The 18,142-nt window shown below is 67.8% G+C and carries 24 protein-coding genes; 11 read left to right on the top strand and 13 right to left on the bottom strand.

The genetic code is table 11. From position 1 onward, the window contains the following. Positions 1–14: 14 nt before the first annotated feature. From ABY42_RS00660 to eif1A, 3 genes are all read right to left on the bottom strand, one after another. Positions 15–557, bottom strand: coding sequence for a KH domain-containing protein (locus ABY42_RS00660; protein WP_004973911.1), 543 nt, complete (start codon positions 555–557; stop codon positions 15–17). Positions 558–651: 94 nt separating this feature from the next. Next, positions 652–1,512, bottom strand: coding sequence for a serine/threonine-protein kinase Rio1 (rio1, locus tag ABY42_RS00665; RefSeq protein WP_004973909.1), 861 nt, complete (start codon positions 1,510–1,512; stop codon positions 652–654). Between the two features lie 89 nt (positions 1,513–1,601). Continuing rightward, on the bottom strand, positions 1,602–1,892 hold the full coding sequence (gene eif1A / locus ABY42_RS00670) for a translation initiation factor eIF-1A (RefSeq protein WP_004045248.1): 291 nt from the start codon (positions 1,890–1,892) through the stop codon (positions 1,602–1,604). A 105-nt stretch (positions 1,893–1,997) separates the two neighbouring features. Here eif1A and ABY42_RS00675 point away from each other — a divergent pair, with 105 nt between their 5' ends. Beyond that, positions 1,998–2,177 carry a DUF7470 family protein gene (locus ABY42_RS00675; protein WP_004973908.1) on the top strand — a complete coding sequence of 60 codons (180 nt, stop codon included), beginning with the start codon at positions 1,998–2,000 and terminating at the stop codon, positions 2,175–2,177. 22 nt (positions 2,178–2,199) lie between these two features. Here the strand turns inward: ABY42_RS00675 and ABY42_RS00680 are convergent, their stop codons facing one another. Beyond that, positions 2,200–3,048 carry an alpha/beta hydrolase gene (locus ABY42_RS00680; RefSeq protein ID WP_050458453.1) on the bottom strand — a complete coding sequence of 283 codons (849 nt, stop codon included), beginning with the start codon at positions 3,046–3,048 and terminating at the stop codon, positions 2,200–2,202. Positions 3,049–3,139: 91 nt separating this feature from the next. After that, on the bottom strand, positions 3,140–4,126 hold the full coding sequence (locus tag ABY42_RS00685) for a tyrosine--tRNA ligase (RefSeq protein ID WP_004973906.1): 987 nt from the start codon (positions 4,124–4,126) through the stop codon (positions 3,140–3,142). Positions 4,127–4,288: 162 nt separating this feature from the next. Between ABY42_RS00685 and ABY42_RS00690 the strand changes: the two genes are divergently transcribed. Next, on the top strand, positions 4,289–4,597 hold the full coding sequence (locus ABY42_RS00690; protein WP_050458454.1) for a hypothetical protein: 309 nt from the start codon (positions 4,289–4,291) through the stop codon (positions 4,595–4,597). A gap of 15 nt (positions 4,598–4,612) precedes the next feature. Here the strand turns inward: ABY42_RS00690 and ABY42_RS00695 are convergent, their stop codons facing one another. Continuing rightward, positions 4,613–6,616, bottom strand: coding sequence for a DUF460 domain-containing protein (locus ABY42_RS00695; protein ID WP_050459871.1), 2,004 nt, complete (start codon positions 6,614–6,616; stop codon positions 4,613–4,615). A gap of 192 nt (positions 6,617–6,808) precedes the next feature. Here ABY42_RS00695 and ABY42_RS00700 point away from each other — a divergent pair, with 192 nt between their 5' ends. Both ABY42_RS00700 and ABY42_RS00705 read left to right on the top strand, forming a co-directional pair. Continuing rightward, positions 6,809–7,798 carry a prohibitin family protein gene (locus ABY42_RS00700; RefSeq protein WP_004973902.1) on the top strand — a complete coding sequence of 330 codons (990 nt, stop codon included), beginning with the start codon at positions 6,809–6,811 and terminating at the stop codon, positions 7,796–7,798. An 8-nt stretch (positions 7,799–7,806) separates the two neighbouring features. Next, positions 7,807–8,151 carry a hypothetical protein gene (locus tag ABY42_RS00705; RefSeq protein WP_050458455.1) on the top strand — a complete coding sequence of 115 codons (345 nt, stop codon included), beginning with the start codon at positions 7,807–7,809 and terminating at the stop codon, positions 8,149–8,151. A gap of 41 nt (positions 8,152–8,192) precedes the next feature. Here the strand turns inward: ABY42_RS00705 and ABY42_RS00710 are convergent, their stop codons facing one another. Together ABY42_RS00710 and rnz are read right to left on the bottom strand one after the other, a co-directional pair. Continuing rightward, positions 8,193–9,071, bottom strand: coding sequence for a PhzF family phenazine biosynthesis protein (locus ABY42_RS00710; protein WP_050458456.1), 879 nt, complete (start codon positions 9,069–9,071; stop codon positions 8,193–8,195). Positions 9,072–9,119: 48 nt separating this feature from the next. Continuing rightward, positions 9,120–10,067, bottom strand: coding sequence for a ribonuclease Z (gene rnz, locus ABY42_RS00715; protein ID WP_193363454.1), 948 nt, complete (start codon positions 10,065–10,067; stop codon positions 9,120–9,122). A gap of 141 nt (positions 10,068–10,208) precedes the next feature. Between rnz and ABY42_RS00720 the strand changes: the two genes are divergently transcribed. From ABY42_RS00720 to ABY42_RS00730, 3 genes are all read left to right on the top strand, one after another. Next, on the top strand, positions 10,209–11,234 hold the full coding sequence (locus tag ABY42_RS00720; RefSeq protein WP_050458457.1) for an AAA family ATPase: 1,026 nt from the start codon (positions 10,209–10,211) through the stop codon (positions 11,232–11,234). After that, the gene (locus tag ABY42_RS00725; RefSeq protein ID WP_050458458.1) at positions 11,234–11,836 is read left to right on the top strand and encodes a protein sorting system archaetidylserine decarboxylase; all 603 of its coding nucleotides are present in this window, start codon (positions 11,234–11,236) and stop codon (positions 11,834–11,836) included. The genes ABY42_RS00720 and ABY42_RS00725 overlap by 1 nt, the downstream gene beginning before the upstream one ends. 66 nt (positions 11,837–11,902) lie before the next feature. Beyond that, positions 11,903–12,355 carry a hypothetical protein gene (locus ABY42_RS00730; protein WP_050458459.1) on the top strand — a complete coding sequence of 151 codons (453 nt, stop codon included), beginning with the start codon at positions 11,903–11,905 and terminating at the stop codon, positions 12,353–12,355. Between the two features lie 18 nt (positions 12,356–12,373). Here ABY42_RS00730 and ABY42_RS00735 read toward each other — a convergent pair whose 3' ends face one another. Both ABY42_RS00735 and ABY42_RS00740 read right to left on the bottom strand, forming a co-directional pair. Then, on the bottom strand, positions 12,374–12,583 hold the full coding sequence (locus tag ABY42_RS00735) for a hypothetical protein (protein WP_050458460.1): 210 nt from the start codon (positions 12,581–12,583) through the stop codon (positions 12,374–12,376). A 94-nt stretch (positions 12,584–12,677) separates the two neighbouring features. Then, positions 12,678–13,634 carry a methyltransferase domain-containing protein gene (locus ABY42_RS00740; RefSeq protein WP_050458461.1) on the bottom strand — a complete coding sequence of 319 codons (957 nt, stop codon included), beginning with the start codon at positions 13,632–13,634 and terminating at the stop codon, positions 12,678–12,680. Positions 13,635–13,792: 158 nt separating this feature from the next. Here ABY42_RS00740 and ABY42_RS00745 point away from each other — a divergent pair, with 158 nt between their 5' ends. The 4 genes from ABY42_RS00745 (at position 13,793) to ABY42_RS00760 (ending at position 16,193) form a co-directional block, all read left to right on the top strand. Beyond that, a complete protein-coding gene (locus ABY42_RS00745) occupies positions 13,793–14,104 on the top strand; it encodes a DUF5658 family protein (RefSeq protein WP_004973892.1) in 312 nt (103 codons plus the stop codon). A gap of 58 nt (positions 14,105–14,162) precedes the next feature. Further along, the gene (locus ABY42_RS00750) at positions 14,163–14,732 is read left to right on the top strand and encodes a TATA-box-binding protein (protein ID WP_004973891.1); all 570 of its coding nucleotides are present in this window, start codon (positions 14,163–14,165) and stop codon (positions 14,730–14,732) included. 81 nt (positions 14,733–14,813) lie between these two features. Beyond that, entirely contained in the window at positions 14,814–15,191 is a 378-nt protein-coding gene (locus ABY42_RS00755; RefSeq protein ID WP_004973890.1) for a DUF7473 family protein, read from the top strand. A gap of 33 nt (positions 15,192–15,224) precedes the next feature. Beyond that, a complete protein-coding gene (locus tag ABY42_RS00760) occupies positions 15,225–16,193 on the top strand; it encodes a CPBP family intramembrane glutamic endopeptidase (RefSeq protein ID WP_050458462.1) in 969 nt (322 codons plus the stop codon). A gap of 29 nt (positions 16,194–16,222) precedes the next feature. Here ABY42_RS00760 and hisG read toward each other — a convergent pair whose 3' ends face one another. The 3 genes from hisG to ABY42_RS00775 all read right to left on the bottom strand — a co-directional run bounded on the left by hisG (position 16,223) and on the right by ABY42_RS00775 (position 18,102). Further along, the gene (gene hisG / locus ABY42_RS00765) at positions 16,223–17,068 is read right to left on the bottom strand and encodes an ATP phosphoribosyltransferase (RefSeq protein ID WP_004045274.1); all 846 of its coding nucleotides are present in this window, start codon (positions 17,066–17,068) and stop codon (positions 16,223–16,225) included. Between the two features lie 180 nt (positions 17,069–17,248). After that, entirely contained in the window at positions 17,249–17,761 is a 513-nt protein-coding gene (locus tag ABY42_RS00770; protein WP_004045277.1) for a winged helix-turn-helix transcriptional regulator, read from the bottom strand. Continuing rightward, a complete protein-coding gene (locus ABY42_RS00775) occupies positions 17,758–18,102 on the bottom strand; it encodes a DUF7471 family protein (protein WP_004973888.1) in 345 nt (114 codons plus the stop codon). Before ABY42_RS00775 ends, ABY42_RS00770 begins: the two co-directional genes overlap by 4 nt. Positions 18,103–18,142 lie beyond the last annotated feature (40 nt).

Raw genomic sequence — 18,142 nt, forward strand, 5'->3', positions numbered from 1 at the left:
TCGGCGGTGGCGTCTCAGTTGTTCTGCCGGACGTTGAAGCCCTGGGTCAGGTCGTTGTGCTTCCGTTCGAGGAAGGAGTACACCGCGCCGTGGGGCGCGCCGTCGAGAATCATCTCGACGGCCCGGCGGACGACTTCGACCTCCTCGGGTTGGCCGATGATGCCGAGCGTCGAGCCGTAGATGACCACGTCCGCGCCGGTCAGCTCTTCCATGAGTTCGCGGGTGCGGCCGTTCTCGCCGATGAGGCGGCCCTTCTGCCGCCGCATGTCGTTTTTGTTTCGGGTGTGCCGGTCTATCTCGATGAGTTCGAACATCATCATGTCGTCGTCGAGGAGCGCCATCGCGTCCTCCGGGGCGAAGCCGCGGCCGACCGCTCGAACCACGTCGGGGGCGACCATGCCGAGTACGGGGTCGCCGACGCTGTCGATGGCGACGCTGCCGTTCTCCGAGTCAACGTCGAGTCGGACTTCCGCGCGACTCTCTATCTCTCGGAGCGTCGAGCCACCTTCGCCGATGAGAACACCGATACGGTCCTGCGGCACCTTGACGTGCTGCATATCTCCCGATACCCGTCGGAGTGGTTTAAGCGTTCGCTCGCCGGGTCGCCGCGTGTCTCGGTCGCACACCCCGCCTCGCGGCGGGTCTACGTTTCTACTCGTCTTCGCTCTCGTCGGCCGTGACGAACTCGAACAGCGAGTCGCCGTCGGCGTCGGCACCCTGTCGGCGGAAGAAGTTGGCCACGTTGCGGCAGTCCCGCCGGAGGAACTCCTCGGCGTTGGGGTGGTGGACCGTGACGGCCTGCCCGAGGTCGATGACGACGAGTTCGCCCTCGTGGATGATGAGGTTGTACTCCGAGAGGTCGCCGTGGACGAGGCCGGCGCGGTGGAGTCGGCGCATGTACTCGCGGACGACCTCGTAGGCGGTCTGGGGGTTCTCGACGCGAACCTCCGAGAGCCGCCGCGCCCGGTCGTCGACGACGCCGACGAGTTCCATGACGAGGACGTTCCGCTGGACCGCGATGGGCTTCGGCACCCGGACGCCGGCGCGCTGGGCGCGTTCGAGGTTGGCGAACTCCTTTCTGACCCACGCGCGGACGACCTGCCCCTTGTCGTGGCCGATGTTCTCGAAGCGCGGGTCGCCTTCGAGGTAGTCGCGCATGTGCCGGAAGTCGGAGGCGTTGATGCGGTATATCTTGACCGCCACGTCCGAGTCGTCGCCGCCGAGCGCCTCGAAGACGTTGGCCTCCTTCCCGGTCGAAATCGGCCCGCCGAACGCGTCGATGTACCCGTCTTGGACGAGTTTGTAGATGGCGGCGAAGGTCGCGTCGTCGAACACCGACTGCTCGACTTTGAACTGGTCGGCGTCCTTCAACCGCATCCGGAACTCGTCGAAGTCGCGGTCCTTGCGGCGCGCGATGCGGTCCGCCTCGTCGTCGGAGACGTCTATCTCCTCCCACTCGTCGCCGAACGCCTCGCCCTCCTGGGGTTCGACCATGCCGAACTCGTCAGTCATTGGACTAGGGCTACGAGAGGCGAGATGAAAAGGGCACAGGCTCCGGCTTCGGTGTCGCTCGGCGAACAGTCGGCGCTGTCTCGAACGCGTTACTGGATGTGGCCTTCGCGGCGGAGTTGGTCGGCTTCGGACTTCTCGTAGCGCCAGCTCACGTCGGCCTTCTCGTCCTGCCAGTCCCACGGTTCGACGAGCACCACGTCGTCCTCTCGAATCCAGATTCGCTTCTGCATCCGTCCGGGAATGCGAGCGGTCCGCTCGACGCCGTCGGCACAGCGGACGCGAATACGATTGGCCCCGAGCATGTTCGTCACGACGGCGAACACTTCGTCGTCGTTCGGCATTCGAAGGTCTCGGCGGCTCTCGTTCTCGTCGTCGCTCATGCGCGAGCGTTCGACGTGGGCATGGTTAAATCCGCCGACGTTCGGCCGGTAGGAAGCGTCGGACGGAACGACGCGTTTAGGGCGGTCCCGAAACGCCGTCGTGGTATGCTCGACAAACTCGGCACGAAGGGTATCGCCGGCGTCGTCTCCTTGCTCTTGGGTATCGGTATCGTCGCCTATCAGGCTCCCGTCGTCGCGGCGGGGCTCGCGTTCGTCGTCGCCGGCCTCGGCCTCGTCGCCAGCGGCCTCGCCGAGGGCGTCATGAAGATGTTCGGCATGGCCTGAGAACCGCCGGTACCGCGCCGTCTCACAGGCGCTCGCGGAGGAACGAGAACACCCGCTTTCGGACCGCAGGATAGTGGTACGACGAGTGCAAGAAGACGTGGTCGGCCGCGCCGACGGCGTCGTACTCGACTTCGTTTCCGGCCGCGTCGAGGGCGTCCGCCAACCGGGCGCTCTGGTCCGGCGCGACGACCGAGTCATCGCTCCCGTGGAGCAACAGCGTCGGCGGCGCGTCGGCGTCGGGGCCGTTTCCCGAGTTGGCGTCAGCGTCGCCGCCGACGCGGGTAATCGGCGAACACCGACGCAACTCGGCGGCCGACGGCGGGCTATCGAACAGCGGCAGCGACTCCCCGGCGCGCTCGTGGTCGTCGGCTCGCAGGTCGTAGACGCCGGAGACGCCGACCGCGGCGTCGATTCCGGTCCGCCGCCCGAACTCGTCACCGTCCGAAAGCGCCGCCAACAACGCGAGGTGCGCCCCCGCGGAGTGGCCGACGACGGCGACGGCCTCGGAGTCGATACCGAACTCGTCGGCGCGGTCGACGACCCAGTCGATACCCTCGCACACGTCCTCGATTTGCGCGGGGAACGGCGCTTCGTGACCCAGTCGGTACGACACCTCGGCCGCGACGAACCCCTCGTCGGCGGCGTCGAGCGCCCAGCGGGCGAACTGGCCGGTCGAGCCGGTCTCCCACGCGCCGCCGTAGACGAAGACGACGAGCGGCCGGGACGCTTCGGCCGCCGGCGACGCTGTCGTTTCGGCTATCTCGGTCGCTGCGGGCGATTCGGGGCGGTACACGTCCGCGGTCAGCGTGCGCTCCTCGCGGTCTGCGACGGTTCGGTTTCGATGAACGAGAACGTCGGAAGAGCGGGGCATACCGACCCGTCGGGTCGGCGGCTTCTATCGGTTTGGGAGACGGCGAGTCACGAACCGTCGAAAAGGGTATAGTTCCGGCGAGGCGCGGCGATTACTCGGCTATCTTCGCGCGACCCGGTTCGATGAGTTCGTCGAGGTAGTTCGCGAGCGCGCCCTTCGCGTCGGCGGGGTGGAGTTCGCCGGATTCGAGGTCGGCCTCCAGCGTCTCGTAGTCGTCGTATTCGAGGTTCCCGCCGTACTGCTCGGGGCGCTCGACGACGACCCGCTGGAAGCGCGGGAAGACGTGGTACTCGAAGATTTGGAGGACGGGGTTCTCGCGTTCGTCGCCCTCGTCGGTCGGGTCGGGGTCGGCCGTCGGCGGGCAGAACGCGCCGTTGACCTTGTCTTCGATGTCCTCGGTGGTGTCCTCCATCGAGATGGTGACGCCCTCGGAGGAGGACATCTTGCCGATGCCCGTCCCGAGGTCCGCGATGAGCGGCGTGTGCATGCAGGTCGGCGACTCCTCGCCGATGCTCGGGAGCGTGTCGCGGGCGAGCATGTGGACCTTGCGCTGTTCCATCCCGCCGATGGCGAGGTCCACGTCGAGGTAGACGATGTCGAGCGCCTGCATGATGGGGTAGACCGCCTGCGCGACGGTGACGCCCTCGCCGCTCTTGATTTCGGCCATGGCGCGCTCGGCGCGCGAGAGGGTCGTCTCCAGTTCGAGCGCGTGCAGGTCGAGGACGTAGCTCTCGTCGAGTTGGTACTCCGAGCCGAGGACGAACTCCGTCTGGCTCTCGTCGAGGCCGTAGGCGATGAACTGCGCTTTCATCCGCTCGGCCGTCTCGCGAATCTCCTCGAAGGTGCCCTTGCCGTTGAGGTAGGCGTGTACGTCGGCCAGAAGCACGACTACCTCGAAGCCCGCCTCTTGGAGGTCGATGAGCTTGTTGGCGGTGAGCATGTGACCGATGTGGAGGACGCCGGAGGGCTCGTAGCCCACGTACGCTCGCTTGCCCTCGGGGTCGTCGGCCAGCGCGCGCACTTCGTCCTCCGTGACCACTTCGGAGGCGTTCCGAGTGATCAGGTCGTATGCGTCCATACCTGTTCGGTGTCGGGGACGTGGCATATGACTTCTGATAGGGATTATCGTGAACCGCCTCGGGGTCAAGCCCCGAGACACTCGCCTTGCCTATCTGTAGACGCTTGTGTCCCACCGCGCGCGGGCGAAACGGACAACACGCACCGGTCCCAACTCCGGGTGATGTCCGACTCAGGAAACACGACGCGTGCGCCCGTCATCATCTTCGCCGCGCTCATCCTCGTCGTCTTCGGTCTGCTCGCGGCCATGTGGGCGTCGGTCCGCGGCGGCGACCTCCTCCCGTACATCCTCGGCTTCGCGGTCTACTTCCTCGCGTTCCACATCTACCTCCCCTATCGGGTCCACAAGGACGCGACGTTCAAGGGGCGAAACGCGACGTTCTGGGCCGCCTTGGCCTTCTTCGTGCCGCTCGTCGGCGCGGCGCTGTACTTCGTGGTCGCCGTCGTCGTCGGCCACGACGCGACCGACTGAAAACCGAACCCGGCGCTATCCGCGCCGGTTCTCCGCGCGGTGTTCGGAGATAATCTGGTCCACCATCTCCTTTTGCTGTTCTTTCTGTCGTTCTTCCGCCCGCGACTCCCAGTCTGCGATGGCTGATTCGACTTCGGACTCCTTCGCCACGGCGAGTTCGTCTATCTCCTGAATCGTCACGCCGTCGGCGGGCGCGACCGGAATCTCGGCCTCGAACAGCACCTCGTCCGCGACCTCCGAGAGATTGCCCGACCGGAGGACGACCTTGGGGTCGAACTCGGCGAGTCGCTCGGCGGTTGTCCGCCCGGCCCCGCTGGCGTCGCGGAGGTAGACCACGTCGCCCGCGGCGATGCCGTACTCCTCGACGGTGTGGTCGAGCGCACCGTTGGTGAACTGCTCGACGATTTTGACGGGCACGAGGCTTCCGTCGGTGTTCACGTCCGCGAAGTTCGAGTGGTCGAGCTTCCACAGCGACTTCAGTTGGTCGAGCTTGTCTGCGAGTTCCGCCTTGTCGGATTCGAGCGATTCGACGTTCCGCTCTAACCGGCCGTTCTCGCGTTCCAGTCGGGTGACTTCGCGGCGCTCGCGGGCCTCGCGGCGCTCCTCGCGGCGGGCGTCGGAGAGTTCCTGCTTGTACTCCTCGATGGTCTCGTCTTTCTCCTCGATGGTCGACTTCAGGTCCTCGACGTGCGATTCGAGGCGCTCGACCCGCGACCGCAACTCCCGAATCTCGCGTTCTTCGGGCGTGAGTTCGGGCTCCTCGTGAGCCTCCTCGTCGGCGTCGTCGGGGTCGCCCCCGTCGCCGTCGTCGGCCATCTCGCGGAGAGCGGCCTCGACCGACTCCTCGCTGGCGAGGACGCGGGCGATGACCTCTTCTCTGTCCACGTCGGCGGGCACCTTCCGGGAGATGCGCTCGAACTGGTCTTCGTGGGCGTCGAAGGCGAACAGCGCCGCCGCGAGGGCGTCGCGCTCGTGGTCGTTGTCGTAGTCGATGTCGCGGGTCCGGTGGAGCTTTTCGTCGACGGGAATGTCGCTCGCGGGGGCCCAGCCGGCGGCGTCGAAGCTCCGCCGGAACTTCTCGACCGTCTCGGGCATCGGCTGCACGTCGGCGGCGACGAGACTCGGTCGCCCGCGCTCGATGAGCCACTCGATGACGGCGGCGGTGTCTGCGGTCCGCGTCGAGTGCACGTCGAGGACGCGCCCGTCGAGGCCGACGACGGCGACGGCCGTGGTCGTGCCGGGGTCGATGCCGACGATGACGCGGTCGCGGCGCTTCACGAGCGGTTCGAACTCGATGCCGTCGCGGCGCTCGCGCTCGATTTCGACGCGGGTGTCGCCCGAGCGGTGGGTCGATACGGGGATGTCCTCGGGGCGCGCTTCGACGGTGAAAAGCGCCTGCGAGTAGCCGCCGTACTTCTCGGTCACGTCCCGCTCGTAGTCGAGATTGGCCTCCTTCAGCGAGGACTCGACCTCGCGGGACTGCTGTTTGACCGACCCGTGGATGCGGCGCGTGTAGCGGTCCTGACTCCACCCGCCCTTGCCGGTCGAGCGGCCGCGAGAGACCTTCACGGTCGTCGTGTTCTCGAAGGCGGCGACCTCGTAGCCGACGTTGGCGAGGGCGAGTCGGGCCGCGGCCTCGGCCTCCTTCATCGGGTCTTTGCCGTAGGGGACGCCGTGACGCGAGGCGACCCGCGAGAGCGGTTCCGGTCGCTCCGCGCCGGTCACTTGCACCAACTGCGTCCCGTGGGGGAGCCACCGCAGGAAGCGGACCAAATCGTCCTTGTCGGTCGCCAACTCGTACATGTTGTCCGTGGCGACGACGCGCGGTTCGTCGCGCTCGATGAGGCGGCGTAACTTGCGGAAGGAGACCACGTCTCGTTCGATTCGGACCTCGTCTGACTCGGTGTCTCGGGTGTCCAACACGACCAGCGCGTACGACGGCGAGTCGCCGCGGATATCGCCGCTCTGGATGTCGACGCCGAAGACGACCGAGTCGAGCGCACTCGTCCGGTCGTTCACGACGGCGACTAGGGTCGCGCCGGATATATACTCCACGCCGGTTTCGAGCGTCGACTCGTCTCGGGTGTCGCGGTTGCGCGACTCGGCCGACGAGGCCGCTGGCACCGACAACGCCGGTGCCGCCGCGGATATGCCGCCGCGACCCGCGATTGACACGAAACAAACAAGTCTCGGCTATTTGAAAGTAGAGTGATGAGTTCTGATATCCCCGACCCGCCGTCGGTGACCTCCCGGTCGCTGACGCGCATCGCCCTCATCGGTGTCGTCGCCCTCCTCCTTATCGCCGCCCCCATCGCCGGCCTCCTCGCGTGGGAACCCGTCGAGGAAGGGAACGTCAAGGTCGTCAAGAAGTGGGGCGCGACCACCGGCACCGTCTTCGAACCCGGTGCGCACTTCATCAACCCCGTCTCGCAGTCGACCTCGTCGCTGTCGGTGCGACCGCAGTCGTACACGATGTCGTCGTCGACGAGCGAAGGCGACAGGCGCGGCGACGACGCCATCACCGTCCTGACCGAGGACGGCCTCCGGACGGACATCGACGTGACCGTCCGCTACCGCATCGACGCCGGCCAGGCGGTCGAGTTCTACCGCAACTACCGGACGCTCGCCACCGCCGAAGAGCGCCTGATTCGCCCGTCGATTCGGTCGGTGCTCCGGACCGAAGCGGGTCGACTGCCCGTCACCGTCATCTACACCGGCGAGGGCCAGACCCAGTTGAAGGCCGCCGCCGAGCGGGAACTCGCAGAGGAGTTCGCCGACGACGGCCTCATCCTCGAAGCGGTGCAGGTCCGCAACGTCGAACTCCCCGCCGAGTACGCGCAGGCGGTCGAACAGAAGGAAATCACCGAACAGCGCCGCCAGCAGAAGCAGGACGAACTCGCCGTTGAGGAGTTGGAGGCCGAGCGCAAGCGCATCGAGGCGCAGGGACAGGCCGACGCCAACCGCATCCTCGCGGAGTCGCTGTCCGACGAGGTGCTGGCCCAGAAGTACATCGAGAAACTCGACGAGACGGACACCGTCTACATCCCGGTCGGCGACGGCGGCTACCCGCAGTTCGTCCGGTCGCTCGATAGCGACGGGTCGTCCTCGTCGGGTTCGTCCGCCGGTTCGTCGTCGGGTGATACCTCGGCGTCGTCGAGGTCGTCGACCTCGTCCGGCTCCGAAAACGAGACGAGCAACTGACGCCGTCGATGCGTCTCCTCCGTGAACTGGCCGTCGCGGTCATGTTGCTCGTCATCGTCGGCGTGCTCGCGCGCTCCGGCGCCGGCCGGTTCGTCCTGCCGGTCGTCGCCCTCGCGGTCGCCGCGGCGCTCGTCGCGCTCCTGTCCAAGCGCCCGGCGTATCCACGGACGGCCGTCGGCCCGCGGACGAGAATCATCGAGTCGGCCGTCGAGTCCGCGGACGTCGCCTGCGTCGAGTGCGGGTCGCCCGCGACGACGCGCCGGCGCTACGTCCGCGAGTGGGTCGTCCTCGGGGTCCCCGTCGTCCTCCTCGACGACGGCGAGAACCCGGTCTGCGACGCCCACCGGGACTGAATCGGTCCCTTTTTCGACTCTGTTCCCCGCTCAGCGGCCGCTCAGACGAGTCTCCCCTTCGAGACGAACTCGACGCGCCCGCCGACGCGGACCGCCACCTCGCCGCCTCGGTCCTCGGCTTCGAGGTAGAGCTGCGACGGACGGCCCATCTCGTAGCCCTGCTCGACCGTGACCTCGATTTCGTCGTCGTCGAAGTAGCGATGACGGGCGAGATAGCCCGCCAAACAGCCGTTCGCGCTACCAGTCGCGGGGTCCTCGGCGACGCCGTGGCCGGGGGCGTACATCCGCGCCGCGAAGTCGTTCGCGTCGTCGCGGGGGTCCGGACAGAACAGAAAGAGGTTCTCGACGCCCACGTCGTCGAAGAACGAGCGGTACGCCGGAACGAACACCTCGCTCCGGGCGAGGGCGTCGCGGTCGCAGAGCGGAATCATCACCGCTGGCAGGCCGGTCGAGACGACCTGTATCGGCCAGTCCGCGTCGAAGTCGGCCGCATCGAGCGACAGCACCTCCGCGAGCGTCTCGCGGTCGAGTTCCGCGCCGAACTCCGGGGCGTTTTGCGTCATCCAGTACTGCTCGTCGTCGCTGCCGTCGGACCGAACTTCGACCGAGATGGGACCGACGCCGAGGTTCAGCGTCACCTCGTCGCCCGCCCCGAAGTGCTCGCGGAGGACGGCGGCCGTCCCGAGCGTCGGGTGTCCGGCGAACGGAATCTCGCCGTCCGGCGTGAAGATGCGAACGTCGTAGCAGTCGTCGGGCGACCCTCCCTCGATGAACGTCGTCTCCGAGTAGTTCATCTCGTTGGCGAGCGCGGCCATCTGCTCGGAACTGAGCGCGTCCGCTCCCTCGAAGACGGCGAGCTGGTTCCCGGCGTACCTCGCCGTGGCGAACACGTCGACGGTGTGGAAGGCGTTCTGCGGCACACCGACGGATGCGCCCGGCCGGGAGAAAAGCGTACCGCGGTCCGCGGGCTACTCGCCGGTCTCGGCTCCGCCGCCGTCGCTGTCGGCGTACGGAACCTCCAGTTTCTGGCCGTCTTCGGCGACGAACGCCTCGCCGTCGTAGACCTCGCGGGCCTGTTCGAGAAGCGGGCTCGGGTCGGCGGCGTACCGGGCGGAGATGTGCGTCAGCGCGAACCGGCGAACGTCGGCGTCGCGGGCGATTCGGGCGGCCTCGCGGGCGGTCGAGTGCGCGGTCTGTTTCGCCCGCTCCGCCTCCTCGTCGGTGAACGTCGCGTCGTGGACGAGCAGGTCGGCGTCGCGGGCGACTTCGACGGTCGAATCGAGCGGGCGGGTGTCGCCGGTGTAGACGACGGTTCGCCCGGGTCGGGGGTCGCCGACGACCTGCTCGGAGCGCACGACCGTGCCGTCTTCGAGTTCCACGTCCTCGCCGGCGTGGAGGCGACCGAACGCCGGGCCGACGGGAACGCCGAGTTCCTCGGCCTTCTCGCGGTCGAACCGCCCGGGGCGGTCGTCTTCGACGAGTGCGTAGCCGACCGAGGCGGTCCGGTGTTCGGTGTCGAACGCGCGGACCTCGTAGTCGTCGGCGCGGTAGGCGACGTTGCCGGGGCGGACCTCGTGGACGGAGACGTGGAAGCCGGGTTGATAGCCGCCCGCGTGGACGAGCTTTTCGAGGTGGCGCTTGCTCCCCGGCGGGCCGTGGATGGCCAGCGAGGCGTCGCGGTCGTTGAAGTCGAGCGTCTGAATCAGGCCGGGGATGCCGAGGATGTGGTCGCCGTGGAGGTGGGTGACGAACAGGTGGCTGACGCCGAACCCGGTCCCGTAGCGCATCATCTGGCGTTGGGTGCCCTCCCCGCAATCGAACAACAGGCGCTCGCCGTCGCGGTTCACGAGGAACGCGCTCGGCGCACGCGCCGTGGTGGGGACGGCCCCGCCGGTCCCGAGGAAGGTCGCGCGCATGGACATGCACCACAATGATAGCGGCGGGACTAAACGTGCGTCGAATCGGTCGCGGCTTCGGGGCTCGCCCGCAGGAAGCCCGAGTCCGTCCGACGGTCCGGACCGACCGATTCTTACCCGACCGTCTGCTACCGGAGTCCAATGGACGCGCCGCTGTGGACCGAGACGCACGCGCCGGGGCTCGAAGACCTCCCACAGCCGGAGGTCCGCGAACGCCTCCGACGCGCCGTGGACGAACCGATGAACCTCGTCGTGCAGGGCCCGCCGGGCGTCGGCAAGACCGCCGCCGTTCGCGCGCTGGCTCGCGAGGCGCATTCGGACCCCGAAAACGACCTCATCGAACTCAACGTCGCGGACTTCTTCAACCGGACGAAAAAGCAGATTCGCGCCGACCCGCGGTTCGAGCAGTTCCTCGACGGCCGCAGTCGCATGGCGAAACGCGACATGATAAACCGCGTGCTGAAGGAGTCCGCCAGCTACGCCCCGATGTCCGGCGAGTACAAGACCATCGTCCTCGACAACGCCGAATCCATCCGCGAGGACTTCCAGCAGGCGCTCCGCCGCGTGATGGAACAGCACCACCGGACCACGCAGTTCGTCATCACCACCCGCCAGCCCTCGAAGCTCATCCCGCCGATTCGCTCGCGGTGTTTCCCGGTTCCCATGCCCGCGCCGGACGACGACACCCTCGAAACCCTCCTCGCCGACATCCTCGACGCCGAGGGCGTCGACTACGACGACGGCGGCCTCCAGTTCCTCACCGACGCCTCTAACGGGAACGTCCGCAAGGCCATCCTCTCGGCCCAGCGGACGGCCACCGAAGCCGACGAGGTCACGATGTCCACGGTCCACGCCGCCCTCGGCGACGTGGGCTTCGACGACGAGCTGAAGACGCTCCTCATCAACGCCCGCGAGGGCGACATCAAGGACGCCCGCGAGACCCTCACGACGCTCCTCGACGACGAGGGCTACGAGGGACAGGAGCTCCTCCGCGACATCCTCCGCGTCGCCGACTCGACTCCCGAGCGCTTCGCAGACGGCGAACTCGCCCGCCTGCACGTCCTCGCCGGGCAGGTCGACCTCGACATCTCGACGGGTATCGACGACCGCCTGCACATCACCCACCTCCTCACGAGTTGGGGCGCGGACGTCCGCGGCGAGGCATAATGAAGTTCGCACCAGGCTACCGACGGTTCGCGCTCCCCGCCTTCGTCGGCGCGGCGCTCGCGGCGTTCGTCTTCCCGCCGCTCGGGGCCGTTCTCCTCGCTGTGGGCGCGTTCGTCCTCTGGTTCTTCCGCGACCCCGAGCGCTCGCCGCCCGACGACTCGGGCGTCGTCTCCCCCGCCGACGGGCGCGTCTCCGTGATTCGCGTCGAGGACGGCCGCGTCCGCGTGGGCGTGTTCATGAACGTCACCGACGTGCACGTCAACCGCGCGCCCGTCTCCGGCGCGGTCCGAACCGTCACCCACCGCCCCGGCGCGCACAAACCGGCGTTCTCGAAGGACTCCGACCGCAACGAGCGCGTCGATATCGAACTCGACACCGACGAGGGCGACCACGAAGTGTCGCTCATCGCCGGGGCGTTCGCCCGCCGGATTCACTCGTACGTCGCACCCGGCGACGAACTCGTCCGCGGGCAGAGACTCGGCCACATCGACTTCGGCTCGCGGGCCGACGTGCTGTTGCCGCCGGAGTACGGCTCTGACGACGTGGTCGTCGAGAAGGGCGAGTCGGTGCGGGCGGGCGAGACGGTGTTGGCGCAGCGATAGTCGGACACGCGGCCCGGGCCGTCCCGCCGACACAAGACATTTGCTCTGACATCGAAACTACATCTCATGCAGCGTAGACGGGTCCTCGTGTCGCTCGGTTCGCTCGCTCTCCTCTCCGGGTGTCTCGGTAGTCCCTCCATATCTTCGTCTGAGACGACGACCGAAACGACGACCACAACCGCCCCCGACCCAGAGACGACCGAATCCGGACAGACCGCAACCACCACGGACGAGTGTGGCTGGCCGCAGTTCTGCGAGGGTTCGGAACTCGTTCGAGTGCGGGTCAGCGGCGACTTCTCCGGCGAAGTCGTGCTGAAACCCGCGTGCCGCGAGGGCGATATCGGACTCTCGCCGGGCGAGACGAAGACGCTCACCCGGGAGGTCGACGCCGAGACCTGCGACGTGACGCTCCTCGTCGACGGCGAGGTGGCGTACGACGAACGGATTCAGGACTACGAGTACGTGATGTTGCGCGTCGGCTCGGACGGGGAACTCACGCTTCAGAAGGAAGTGCTGTAGCGGCCTCGTCCACCACGACTACCGGAGCCCCTCGACGGCGAGCATCGCCACCGAGCCGAGGAGCGAGAGGACCGCAACCACGAGCGCGAACAGGTAGTACGGACTCGACCCGTCCGGGTACGACAGGAGCGACAGCAGCAGGAACGACGACCCCATGGCGACGACGACCATCGCTCGCGGGTCGGGGTCGTACGCCTCCGCGAGGGCTTTTCGAACCGTACGCAACATGCGTTCGCTTCGACGTACTCGCTGATAGTCCTGTCGAGCGATTGACCGGAGAACCGCCGGCCGCGACCGAACCCATCGACGCCGCCGATTCCGACTACCGGTGCAGCAGATGCACGTACCGCACCAGCGACCGGTGGACTCGGCGCTCGAACACGCGTTCGACCTCCCAGCCGGCGTCTTCCGCTTCCTCGGTCCACGACCGGTCGGCGACCATCACGCACTCGGGGGCGACTCGGCGGACCTCCGCCAGCGCGCCGCCGACGAGGTCCGAAAGCGAGTGGCGGGCAATTTTCGACTGCCGGCCGTAAGGAGCGTCGAACACCGCGCCGTCCATCGAGTCGTCGCGGAGGGGGAGCGCGGTGGCGTCGCCACGGATTACGTCGCCGTCGCCGACGTAGTGACGCAGGTTCTCGCGCGCGCCGCCGACCATCTTCGCTTGGGCGTCGACGCCGACCACGTCGGCGCCGACGAGGCCCGCTTCGAGGAGGACGCCGCCGGTGCCGCACATCGGGTCCAGAACCCGGGCGCCGGGCTCCGCGCCGGCCATGTTGACGAAGGCGCGGGCGTCCACGGGGGCCATGCTCCCCGGCTGGAAGAACGGTCGGTCGGTCGGCTTTCGGTCGGCGAAGTCGCGGACGGCCTCGACTGCGGTCCAGCCGACGAGACAGGCGTCCTCGGAGAAGTAGACCCGAAGCTCGTGGTCGGGGTCGTCCAAATCGACGCCGAAGCCGCGGTCGACGAGCGCCGAGCCGAGTTCGCGCTCGGCGTCGGTCGTGCTGATATCCGTGAGACCCCGCACGTCTCGGGCGCGGACGGCGACGGTCCCCTCGCGGTCGACGTTCGCGGCCGCGACGACGGCGCGCGCGGCGTCGATATCGGGTTCGCAGCGACCGACCAGTTCGACGACGCGCCGGGTGTAGGCGAGTCGCCTCGCGCGCTCCGGTTCGACGCCGCGGGCGGTGGCGAGGCCGGGGGCGACGACCGTCACGCCCGTCGCGGCCGACTCGGCCTCGCGGGCGGCGAAGTCGTCTTCCTCGCCGGCGAGTTCCAATCCGTACACGCTCGGACCTGACGGGCCGCGGAAATGAGGGTATCGGTCGTCGTCGCTCCCGCGAGCGCGGTGACGCGCACCCCGACCGATGGCGACGCCGCCGAACGTGACAATCCGGCGACGGCGAGACTTATAGTGGCCGCTCCGAATCCACCCGCATGGCCTCTCTCGACGCCATCCTCTGGGGCGCGGCGGCGCTCGCCTACGGCCTCGGCGACTACGTCACGACCGTCCTCGGTGTCAGGATGGCCGGCGTGCAGGAAGGGAATCCAGTCGTGCGACTCATCTCGGGTGGCGACCCCGGACCCGGCTCGTTCGCGGTGTTAAAACTCGTCTCGGTCGCCCTGTTCTTCGCCACCTACTGGGTGCTCAGACCGGCGGTCGCACGACTCGCGGTTCCCATTTCCTTGACACTTCTCGGTGCGGTCGTCACCGTTCGGAACGTCCGGATTATTCGTCGCCGCGCGTAAGCTGTCAATTCCTTGCACCAATCTTTTTAAACCTTAAATACGTGCCTTAAATCGTTGCATGACCGACCCCAAGGACACAATCAACATCGAAAACGTCGTCGCCTCCACGGGAATCGGCCAAGAGCTCGACCTCCAGAGCGTGGCGATGGACCTCGAGGGCGCCGACTACGACCCCGAGCAGTTCCCGGGACTCGTCTACCGCACCCAAGAGCCGAAGTCCGCGGCGCTCATCTTCCGGTCCGGAAAAATCGTCTGTACCGGCGCGAAGTCGACGGATGACGTGCACGAGAGCCTCGAAATCGTCTTCGACAAGCTCCGCGAGCTTCAGATACCGGTCGACGACGACCCCGAAATCACCGTCCAGAACATCGTCACGAGCGCGGACCTCGGCGAGAACCTGAACCTCAACGCCATCGCCATCGGTCTCGGTCTCGAGAACATCGAGTACGAGCCCGAACAGTTCCCTGGACTCGTCTATCGCCTCGACGAACCGAGCGTCGTCGCGCTTCTCTTCGGGTCGGGCAAGCTCGTCATCACGGGCGGGAAGAAGCCGGAAGACGCCGAAGCGGCGGTCGACGTCATCATCTCGCGCCTCTCCGAACTCGGTCTCCTGAACGGGTCGTTCTAACCTCTTCGAGTCCCGCGACCGCGCCGCGTAACCGGGACCCGAATCGACCGAACCTAAGTCAGTCGCGTCCCTCGGACCGGTATGGACGCGCTCACTTTGCAGACGGCCGCCGGTGCGCCGGTCACGGCCGTCGCCGGAACGTTCGCGCTGTTCGCGCTGTTCCTTTCTCTCACCGCCCACATCGCCGCGCGGAACGTCCTCGGCGACGTGGAACTCAAGAAGGCGTTCGCCGTCGGGCCGGTTCCCGCGGCCATCGCCGTCGTCTTCACCACCTTCGGCTGGAACTCCTTCGTCGCGCTCGCGCTCGCAATCGGGCTCGACTTCGGCTTCGTCAAGTACCTCTACGGCCGGTCGAACCGCCTGTCGGCGTACGTGGTGACCATCCACTTCGTCGTCTCGGTGCTCCTCGGCCTCGTCCTGTTCGGTCTCACCGTCATCCTGACGAGCGCGCCCATCTGAGGCTGCGCTCGCGTCCCTTCTCGCCGTACTTTCTTGCCCGCGGCCGCTGAATCACCCGTCGTGTCTCCCCGTCGCCTCCTCTGGAACGACATGGAACGCCGGCCGCGAGCCCCGTTTCGACTGCTCGCGACGCCCGTCGTCTTCGTCCTCGTCTCGCTCGTGGTCGCCGTCTCGCTCTCGGCCGCCCTCGGCGGTCTCGCCGAATCAAGTCGACTCGTCGCGCTCGTCGTCTCGCTCGTCTCTGTCGGGGCGAGCGGTCTCGCCGCCCTCGTCGTCGCGCGGTACGTCGACCGGCGGACCGTCGCGGACCTCGGTCTCCGGTTCGACCGCGAGTGGGCGGTCGACCTCGCGTTCGGCCTCGCGCTCGGAACGGGGTTGATGACCGCCGTCTTCGTCGTCGGCGTCGCGGCCGACTGGATTGCGGTCTCCTCCGTCCCGCTCGGCGTCGACCGACTACTCGGCGTCGGCTCGCTCCTCGCGTTCTTCGTCGTCGTCGGCATCGCCGAAGAACTCCTGCTCCGGGGCGTCGTCCTCACCGACGTCGCCGAGGGCCTCCGCTGGCGATTCGGCCCGGACGCGGCGGTCGCCGGCGGCCTCGCGGTCTCGTCGGCGGTGTTCGGCGTCGCTCACTACACGAACCCGAACGCGGGGTTCGCCAGCACGACCAGCATCACCCTCGCGGGCGTCATGCTCGGCCTCGGCTACGCGCTCACCGGCGACCTCGCCATCCCGACGGGAATCCACATCTCGTGGAACTTCGTGCAGGGTGGCGTCTTCGGCTTCGCGGTCAGCGGTCTCGACTTCGGCACGTCGCTCGTCGAGACGACGGAACGGGGCCCCGACGTGATTACCGGCGGTGCGTTCGGCCCCGAGGCCGGCCTGCTCGGCATCGGCGCGATAGTGCTCGGCGCGGTCTGTATCGCGGCCTACGTCCGGGCGCGCCGCGGAGAACTCGGGTTCGAGCCGTCGGTCACGGTGCCGGACCTGCGCTGGAAGAAATAACACGCACGACGGGCACGCGGCCGCGTCGCTTACTCGACTAACCGCTCGATTTCGGTGACGAGGATGCCGCTCGCGCCGACGTTCTTCAGGTCGCTGACGACCTCGAACACGTCGCGTTCGTTCACGACGGCGTGGACGGCGACCGTCGAGTCGCCGGCGACGTCCATCACGGTCGGACCGCCGAGGCCGGGGATGACCTCCTTCACCTCGTCGAGTTTCTCGCGCGGCGCGTTCATCATCAGGTAGCGCTTGCCCTCCGCGGAGCGGACCGATTCGAGCGCCATGAGCAACTGCTGGACCTTCGGGTCGTCGACCACGTCGGGGCGGGCGAACAGCCGGACCGACGACGACAGCACCTCGTCGATGACCGCGAGGCGGTTCACCCGCAGGGTCGTCCCGGTCGAGGTGATGTCGATGATGGCGTCGGCCATCTCGACGTGTGGCGTCAGTTCGGTCGCGCCCGTGACCTCCACGACCTCGGCGTCGATGCCCTCTTCCTCGAAGTAGGTCCGCGCGATGTGCGGGAACTCGGTGGCGACGACTTTGCCCGACACGTCGGCGACGGTCTCGATGTCGCCGTCCTCGGGCGCGGCGAGGACGAGCCGACACTTGCCGTACTCCAAATCGAGCAGGTCTTCGAGCTCGTGGCCCGACTCGCGGACCTGGTCGAGGCCCGTGATGCCGACCTCGGCGGCCCCGTCGCGGACGTACTCGGGGATGTCGGCGGCGCGGGCGAACAGCACGGTCACGTCGGGGTCGACGGTCCCGGCGTAGAGTTTGCGCTCGGCACCGTTGTCGAGGTGCAGCCCCGCACGCTCCAGGAGTTCAATCGTCGGTTCGTGCAGGCGGCCCTTGTTGGGCACGGCGATTCGCATACCTCTCCGTCACGTCCCGGAGGTAATTGACTTTCGCAAGCCGGAACGGTTTTTGACACGTCTTCGAAGTGTCACGTATGGCTCCCGTCACGTTCGCCGGCGCGGACGAGGTGTAGAACCGTCGGTCTGGTGACTGGGGATAAAACTAACCGACGAAGAGTGTCGGCAGACGACCCGCGGCTATCCTTCGACGAGGTGGTCGAGCAGGCGGTCGAACCGGTCGACGAACCGCTCGGGGAGCGACGGCGACACGTCGTCCAACAGTCGGGTCGTCCGCTCGGGGTGGGTGAGGACGAGCGTCACGCGGTTGTGGAGGTCGCGTTCCTTCCGGACCACGTCGCGTTCGACGAGGTGGTCGAGGTGCCACTCCAGCGTGCTTCGGGCGACGCCGATGTCGTCGGCCACGTCGTCGGGGCGGGCGTCGCCGTGTTCGAGGAGGTGGCCGAGGATGTCGCGGGCGGTCTCCCGGCGGACGAGCGCGAGCGCGCCGCGCTCCCACGCGTCGAACTCCGGGGGGAAGTAGTGCGTCCGACCGTAGAACTCGGAGCGGCGGACCGTCTCGTCGGAGAGCAGTCTGCGGACGTGGTGTTGTACCTGGCCGGGAGCGAGGTCGAGCGCGCGAACGAGCTCGTTGAAGTGGACTCCCGGGTTGTGCTTGATGTGGTCGGCGACGCGGGTTCGTGTCTCACTCATGGGTCGTTGACCCCCGCCTCGCGCTCGATGCTCCGGGCGTAGTAGATGGCCGCGAGGACGAGCCCGGCCATCACGAGGTCCAAGAGGTGTTCGACCACGTGGTGGTCGAAGTCCGAGAGGACGCCGCCGAGCGTCAACGCGGCGACGGCCGCCCGCGACGCGAACGCCAAGAGCGCCAGCGCGACGAGCAGGTGCGACCGCGTCCGCCGCCGGAGGAAGACGGCGACGCCGAGCGCGGCCAGCGTCACCGACGAGACTCCCGCCAGGACGACGACCGCGGTCATCCACGGACTGCCTTGGACGTGCCCCGGAACGAGCGCGAGGTTCCACGGGGGCTCCATATCCCCCCATACTGGGGGTCCGAACCTAAGGGGGCGTGCT

Origin of the sequence: Haloferax gibbonsii (genome assembly GCF_001190965.1) — an archaeon.
In the GTDB taxonomy this organism is placed as follows: Archaea; Halobacteriota; Halobacteria; order Halobacteriales; family Haloferacaceae; genus Haloferax; species Haloferax gibbonsii.

What these genes read in the sequence shown, in the direction of transcription:
- ABY42_RS00660 (WP_004973911.1), bottom strand. Translation starts at nt 557, where the DNA reads ATGCAGCACGTCAAGGTGCCGCAGGACCGTATCGGTGTTCTCATCGGC.
- rio1 (WP_004973909.1), bottom strand. Translation starts at nt 1,512, where the DNA reads ATGACTGACGAGTTCGGCATGGTCGAACCCCAGGAGGGCGAGGCGTTC.
- eif1A (WP_004045248.1), bottom strand. Translation starts at nt 1,892, where the DNA reads ATGAGCGACGACGAGAACGAGAGCCGCCGAGACCTTCGAATGCCGAAC.
- ABY42_RS00675 (WP_004973908.1), top strand. Translation starts at nt 1,998, where the DNA reads ATGCTCGACAAACTCGGCACGAAGGGTATCGCCGGCGTCGTCTCCTTG.
- ABY42_RS00680 (WP_050458453.1), bottom strand. Translation starts at nt 3,048, where the DNA reads ATGCCCCGCTCTTCCGACGTTCTCGTTCATCGAAACCGAACCGTCGCA.
- ABY42_RS00685 (WP_004973906.1), bottom strand. Translation starts at nt 4,126, where the DNA reads ATGGACGCATACGACCTGATCACTCGGAACGCCTCCGAAGTGGTCACG.
- ABY42_RS00690 (WP_050458454.1), top strand. Translation starts at nt 4,289, where the DNA reads ATGTCCGACTCAGGAAACACGACGCGTGCGCCCGTCATCATCTTCGCC.
- ABY42_RS00700 (WP_004973902.1), top strand. Translation starts at nt 6,809, where the DNA reads ATGAGTTCTGATATCCCCGACCCGCCGTCGGTGACCTCCCGGTCGCTG.
- ABY42_RS00705 (WP_050458455.1), top strand. Translation starts at nt 7,807, where the DNA reads ATGCGTCTCCTCCGTGAACTGGCCGTCGCGGTCATGTTGCTCGTCATC.
- rnz (WP_193363454.1), bottom strand. Translation starts at nt 10,067, where the DNA reads ATGCGCGCGACCTTCCTCGGGACCGGCGGGGCCGTCCCCACCACGGCG.
- ABY42_RS00720 (WP_050458457.1), top strand. Translation starts at nt 10,209, where the DNA reads ATGGACGCGCCGCTGTGGACCGAGACGCACGCGCCGGGGCTCGAAGAC.
- ABY42_RS00725 (WP_050458458.1), top strand. Translation starts at nt 11,234, where the DNA reads ATGAAGTTCGCACCAGGCTACCGACGGTTCGCGCTCCCCGCCTTCGTC.
- ABY42_RS00730 (WP_050458459.1), top strand. Translation starts at nt 11,903, where the DNA reads ATGCAGCGTAGACGGGTCCTCGTGTCGCTCGGTTCGCTCGCTCTCCTC.
- ABY42_RS00735 (WP_050458460.1), bottom strand. Translation starts at nt 12,583, where the DNA reads ATGTTGCGTACGGTTCGAAAAGCCCTCGCGGAGGCGTACGACCCCGAC.
- ABY42_RS00745 (WP_004973892.1), top strand. Translation starts at nt 13,793, where the DNA reads ATGGCCTCTCTCGACGCCATCCTCTGGGGCGCGGCGGCGCTCGCCTAC.
- ABY42_RS00750 (WP_004973891.1), top strand. Translation starts at nt 14,163, where the DNA reads ATGACCGACCCCAAGGACACAATCAACATCGAAAACGTCGTCGCCTCC.
- ABY42_RS00755 (WP_004973890.1), top strand. Translation starts at nt 14,814, where the DNA reads ATGGACGCGCTCACTTTGCAGACGGCCGCCGGTGCGCCGGTCACGGCC.
- hisG (WP_004045274.1), bottom strand. Translation starts at nt 17,068, where the DNA reads ATGCGAATCGCCGTGCCCAACAAGGGCCGCCTGCACGAACCGACGATT.
- ABY42_RS00770 (WP_004045277.1), bottom strand. Translation starts at nt 17,761, where the DNA reads ATGAGTGAGACACGAACCCGCGTCGCCGACCACATCAAGCACAACCCG.
- ABY42_RS00775 (WP_004973888.1), bottom strand. Translation starts at nt 18,102, where the DNA reads ATGGAGCCCCCGTGGAACCTCGCGCTCGTTCCGGGGCACGTCCAAGGC.